General features: G+C 60.6%; 7 protein-coding genes. 3 read left to right on the top strand and 4 right to left on the bottom strand.

Annotated elements, in window-relative coordinates:
- The 4 genes from ACFFNA_RS35180 to ACFFNA_RS35165 all read right to left on the bottom strand — a co-directional run.
- A partial coding sequence (locus ACFFNA_RS35180; protein WP_378924484.1) for a TCP-1/cpn60 chaperonin family protein occupies positions 1-386 on the bottom strand: 386 nt, incomplete at its 3' end.
- A 64-nt stretch (positions 387-450) separates the two neighbouring features.
- Positions 451-747 carry a co-chaperone GroES gene (groES, locus tag ACFFNA_RS35175; RefSeq protein ID WP_006203049.1) on the bottom strand — a complete coding sequence of 99 codons (297 nt, stop codon included), beginning with the start codon at positions 745-747 and terminating at the stop codon, positions 451-453.
- 443 nt (positions 748-1,190) lie between these two features.
- Positions 1,191-1,409 (bottom strand): PIN domain-containing protein, encoded by a 219-nt coding sequence (locus ACFFNA_RS35170; protein ID WP_378924477.1) that lies wholly within the window; start codon positions 1,407-1,409, stop codon positions 1,191-1,193.
- 222 nt (positions 1,410-1,631) lie between these two features.
- Positions 1,632-3,203: an MFS transporter gene (locus ACFFNA_RS35165; protein WP_378924486.1), complete on the bottom strand. Its 1,572-nt coding sequence runs from the start codon at positions 3,201-3,203 to the stop codon at positions 1,632-1,634.
- On the opposite strand from ACFFNA_RS35165, the gene ACFFNA_RS35160 reads away from it, so the two are divergent.
- From ACFFNA_RS35160 to ACFFNA_RS35150, 3 genes are all read left to right on the top strand, one after another.
- Positions 3,130-3,321, top strand: coding sequence for a hypothetical protein (locus ACFFNA_RS35160; RefSeq protein WP_378924488.1), 192 nt, complete (start codon positions 3,130-3,132; stop codon positions 3,319-3,321). The genes ACFFNA_RS35165 and ACFFNA_RS35160 overlap by 74 nt on opposite strands.
- Positions 3,322-3,642: 321 nt before the next feature.
- Complete coding sequence (locus ACFFNA_RS35155) at positions 3,643-4,107, top strand: Ros/MucR family transcriptional regulator (RefSeq protein ID WP_378924475.1); 465 nt, start codon at positions 3,643-3,645, stop codon at positions 4,105-4,107.
- Positions 4,108-4,301: 194 nt separating this feature from the next.
- Positions 4,302-4,448, top strand: a complete 147-nt coding sequence (locus tag ACFFNA_RS35150) for a hypothetical protein (protein ID WP_378924473.1) — start codon at positions 4,302-4,304, stop codon at positions 4,446-4,448.
- Positions 4,449-4,638: the final 190 nt, after the last annotated feature.

The raw sequence follows: 4,638 nt of genomic DNA, 5'->3' as shown, positions 1-4,638 counted from the left end.
GCGACGACTTCGGTGACGGCCAGATCGATGCCGCGCTTCAGGTCCATCGGGTTCATGCCGGCGGCAACCGCCTTGTGGCCTTCCTGGACGATCGACTGCGCCAGGACGGTCGCGGTCGTGGTGCCGTCGCCGGCGATGTCGTTGGTCTTCGAAGCAACTTCGCGGACCATCTGCGCGCCCATGTTCTCGAACTTGTCCGCAAGCTCGATTTCCTTGGCGACGGTGACGCCGTCCTTGGTGATGCGCGGTGCGCCGAACGACTTGTCGATGACGACGTTGCGGCCCTTGGGGCCGAGCGTGACCTTCACCGCGTCGGCGAGGATGTTGACGCCGCGCAGCATGCGCTCACGGGCGTCGCGGGAGAATTTTACGTCTTTGGCAGCCATGTTTTAGCTCCTGGCAGGGGCTTGGGATCAAGCCCGAAAATTCAGTTGACGGTGAGGCCGATAATCAGCCGATGATGCCCATGATGTCGGATTCCTTCATGATCAGAAGGTCTTCGCCATTGAGCTTGACTTCGGTGCCCGACCACTTGCCGAACAGGATGCGGTCGCCAGCCTTGACGTCCAGGGGAACCAGCTTGCCAGCTTCGTCACGAGCGCCGGAGCCGACAGCGATGATCTCGCCTTCCTGCGGCTTTTCCTTCGCCGTATCCGGGATGATGATCCCGCCGGCGGTCTTGGATTCGGATTCGACCCGGCGAACGACCACGCGGTCATGAAGCGGGCGGAACTTCGACTTTGCCATGTTTTCTTCCTCGAATGAGAACGGTGAGAAACAGTTCCTCCGTCCGGCGGCGCCGGACAAACCAATAGCAGCCCGGCGACACCGGACTAACTTAGCACTCACCTATGGCGAGTGCTAACAGCGCGGGGGATAGGCTCCTGACATAGGAGAGTCAAGACGCTCGTGAGGCGATTGCAGACAGCCGGAATTATGATTTCGCAGGCTGTCCTATCGCCGAGGCGACCGCAGCGCCAGCAACGGCCTCCGTTCGGCGAGCCCGTAGCTGTCGGTCAGCTCGAGACCGAAATCACCGAAAGGTCTTGGCGTCCCAGATCGGTCGAAAGACGGCGCTTCTGCGAAGCAGCAAACCGCTCCACCCGGCGGCTTGGCAGCCCCAAGGACTGAAATGGGGTGCGGGCGGAACGCACTACTCAGCCGCCCGGATCGATGGTGCCAAAACAGGCCTAATATTCCGTAAACAGGAAGGCTGGCGACGCACCGATTGGCGTTCCCCGGACGTCAAAAGATGCTCGAATTCTCGCACAGAGGCGGGTGGTGTCGTAGTCGATCCCAATTAACTCGCGCCCGGTTGCGGTCGCCATAGGCGCTTTTTCCGCACCGAACTCCAGTTCGCCCAAGACGATAGCTGAAAGCCGCATGGCGCTCAGTTGCTCCGATTCCAAGGCTGCGTATCTCGGCATGCCCTTTCAGCGCTGCAATGATGATATTCGTGTCAAGAAGGTAAAGTGACGGCACTGTTCAATCGTCCAACGAGGCCACGTTTCAGCAAGCCTGTCATCCGGTGGGATCAGATCAATCTCATCGGCATTGTCCCAGAAATCGCGAAACGCTTCTGCCGCCATGCGAGGGGTGGTTCGGAACAAGGCGTGCCGGCACCTTGCCATTCAACGCCTGGAGAAAAATGGCGTCGAATGATCCCGCCTGCGGGTGGGCCCCGTCGGCCGCTCAATCGAAATGTTGGTGCGCGGTGGAAGTTCGCCGGCGTGCAATTCGAGGAGCCGCTGGTCCAAGTCCTTGTCCGCCGCGGTAAGGCGATGGTTGAGGCGCAGATAGTCCATCCAGGTCGGCGTGCGGAATGTTTCTGTCCAAAGCGATGGATCCTGAAGATCGCGCTGCAGGGTCCAATGCCGAGCGCCGACGCGGCTTTGTACTCGGCGCCGTTCTCGCATCTGGTCCAGGAAAGCCTCGACATTTCTCCCAGGTATTGAATACTCGATCTTAACGACGATCGGGCCGCTTCTCGACGTCAAGTCGACGGCGACCTCCGGCGCTTTGAATACCAAAGGATCCTGTTCTTGCTCTTTCCATTGACGGATGGGCAACAGGAACCCGGTGGCGGCGACCAGCAAGAGAGCTCCAGCGGAGCCCTCCAGGGACAGTGTCGGGGAATAATTTTCGGCCACCGTACCCCAAAGCCAACTGCCGGCCGCGATGCCTCCGTACGTCAAGGCATAATAGATCGAGAGAGTGCGACCAACGACCCACCTTGGGCTGGCCAATTGGACGCTCACGCCAAGCCCGGTCCAGGTGATGACCCAGCCGGCGCCGCCGAGTGCCAGCGCAATGGCCGCCACCGCCAGCGAAGGCGTGAGTGCAAGGGAAAGACAACACGCCGCGCAGGCAATGCTCGCGAGCGTTATAAGACGTTCCTGGGACATCATCCGCCTGAAGTAGCTGTTGCAGATGCCGGCCAGAAAAGCGCCGGCTCCGAAGCCGGCCATCAGGATGCCGTAGACGATCGGTCCCCCGCCCAGCTGATCGCGAGCGACCAGAGGCAGCAGCGCGAGGATCGAAATGCTCGTCAAGCCAAACAGGGTTCCGCGCGCGGTCGCCGCCTTGATTTCCGACGACATCGCCGTGAAGCGCACCCCGTCATGGATCGCCGTTGCCATCGACTCGCGCGGCAGCGGTGAAGAGCGAACATTCCACTTGCAACGCCATATGGCGCAAAGTGGCGACAGATAGCTGAGCGTGGTGAGAGCGAAGGCCGTCAGAGGTCCAAAGGAGGCGACGACAATGCCGCCGAGCGCCGGGCCTACGCTTCGCACAGTATTGAAGCCGACCGAGATGAGCGTGACGGCAGCTGGAACGTCGCGCCTGTCGACGATGTCGCCAACCGACGCCTGCCAGGCGGGATCATTGAAAGCGGCGCCGCATCCAATCAAAAAGCTGAAGCCGAGTATGGTCCACGGATCGACAAGGCCGAGCGCGACAAAACCAGTCAGCACGGCAGATGCCACCGCCATCAGGCACCGACCTGCGAACATGACCCTGCGACGGCTGAAATTGTCGGCGATGGCGCCGGCGAAGACCGATAAGATAAACGCCGGCAGCGTCGATGAAGCCTGCACCAGCGCGACCATCAGATCGGAAGTCGAGATTGTGGCCATCAGCCAGCTGATGGCCACGGACTGCATCAGCCATCCGAAGCTGGAAACCTGTGTGGCAAGCCAGATCGAACGAAAGGTCGGGTTTTCGAGCGGCGCAAACGTCGCCGACGAAACTGGATACGCATCTGCGCGCGCCACACTGCTCATTGGCCGAGCCTTCCTTCCGAGTACAGGTATCGCGTAGGGGTTTCTCCCAGCGCACGTGTCCACGGAGGAATGGCAGGATCAGGGCATTTAACTTAAGGGGCAAGTTTTTTGCCGCTGTGGCCGAAACGAATACTTCTTTCTGGAAGAATGAACCGCGAATCCGCTGCGAAAGCAGGGGGTCGCGTCCAGCGGCGAGTGGAAGCGGACGGATGAACAAGTGCTACCGCCGGATGCCACGACCTCTCGGGGGCGAATGCGTTACGCATGAATCTCGCCGAGGCTTTCGTTGCGTTCGCGCCCGGGCCTCACTAAAAGCGGAAAACTTCGCCGACTGTTGATCATGCCATAAGGAGCGCCCATGACAGAAGAAGCAGTCAACAACACCGATGCCCTGATCGAGCTCACCGCCGACGTTGTCTCTGCCTATGTCTCCAACAATCCGGTTCCAGTGAGCGAACTTCCCGCCCTGATCGGCCAGGTGCATGCGGCACTGAAGGGAGCGGTCGCCGGCTCCGCACCGGACAAGCCGGAAGTTCTCAATCCAGCAGTGTCCGTCAGGAAATCGGTCACGCCGGACTACATTATCTGTCTGGATGACGGGAAGAAGTTCAAGTCGCTGAAGCGGCATGTGTCGACCCACTACGGTCTGACGCCGGACGAATACCGTGTCAAATGGGGCTTGCCTTCTGACTATCCGATGGTCGCGCCAAACTACGCCGCGGCGCGCTCGGCATTGGCCAAGAGCATGGGCCTCGGCCGTAAACCCAAGGAGCCGGAAGCGTCCGCGCCTGCGAAGCGGACCCGCACGAACGGCACAGCCTGATTGATAGCCGAGGGTCGGACGCTCTAAGGGCACAGGCAACATCTACCTTGTCCCCGGTCTACGCACTGGGACGGCACGTTCGGTGCCGGCTTCGACAAGAGCTGGTGTGCCGACCAGGTCGTCGACGTGGGTCACGGTCACGAGGCCGCGGCCTTGCACCCGAGGCACAAGCCGCAAGCGAAGCGGCGCGTTCATTGGCGCAGAATCCTAACGAGCGGCTTGATCCCGAGATCGTCAAAGGCGAACGGCTCGAAGAACTGCAGCGCCTGCAGTCGAGGAGCATCAACACCGCTCCGGTCGAAGGCGAAGAGCCGGATTCACAGAAGCCGCAAAAGCAGTAGTTGCCTCGCCATGCAGCACTGAGTGAGCTCGTTGTTCCCTAAGCCGGGCTCTGGCTGGGGCTCCGTTCGGCACTCGCTCGCGCCACAACGCAAAATGTGCTCATTTGACACTTCGTGATTATGCAGCCGCTTTTACCCGGATTTCTATTTCCAGGTGTGCGGAGGCGGCGATGTTGACAAGTGCGTCAAG

This window comes from Mesorhizobium kowhaii, from assembly GCF_042431665.1.
Taxonomy (GTDB): domain Bacteria; phylum Pseudomonadota; class Alphaproteobacteria; order Rhizobiales; family Rhizobiaceae; genus Mesorhizobium; species Mesorhizobium kowhaii.
Note: the sequence above shows the minus strand (reverse complement) of the source record. Positions and strands in the feature narration are given on the sequence as shown.

Bases quoted from the DNA above. Each gene is read 5' to 3' on its own strand.
- groES (WP_006203049.1), bottom strand. From the start codon at position 747: ATGGCAAAGTCGAAGTTCCGCCCGCTTCATGACCGCGTGGTCGTTCGC.
- ACFFNA_RS35155 (WP_378924475.1), top strand. From the start codon at position 3,643: ATGACAGAAGAAGCAGTCAACAACACCGATGCCCTGATCGAGCTCACC.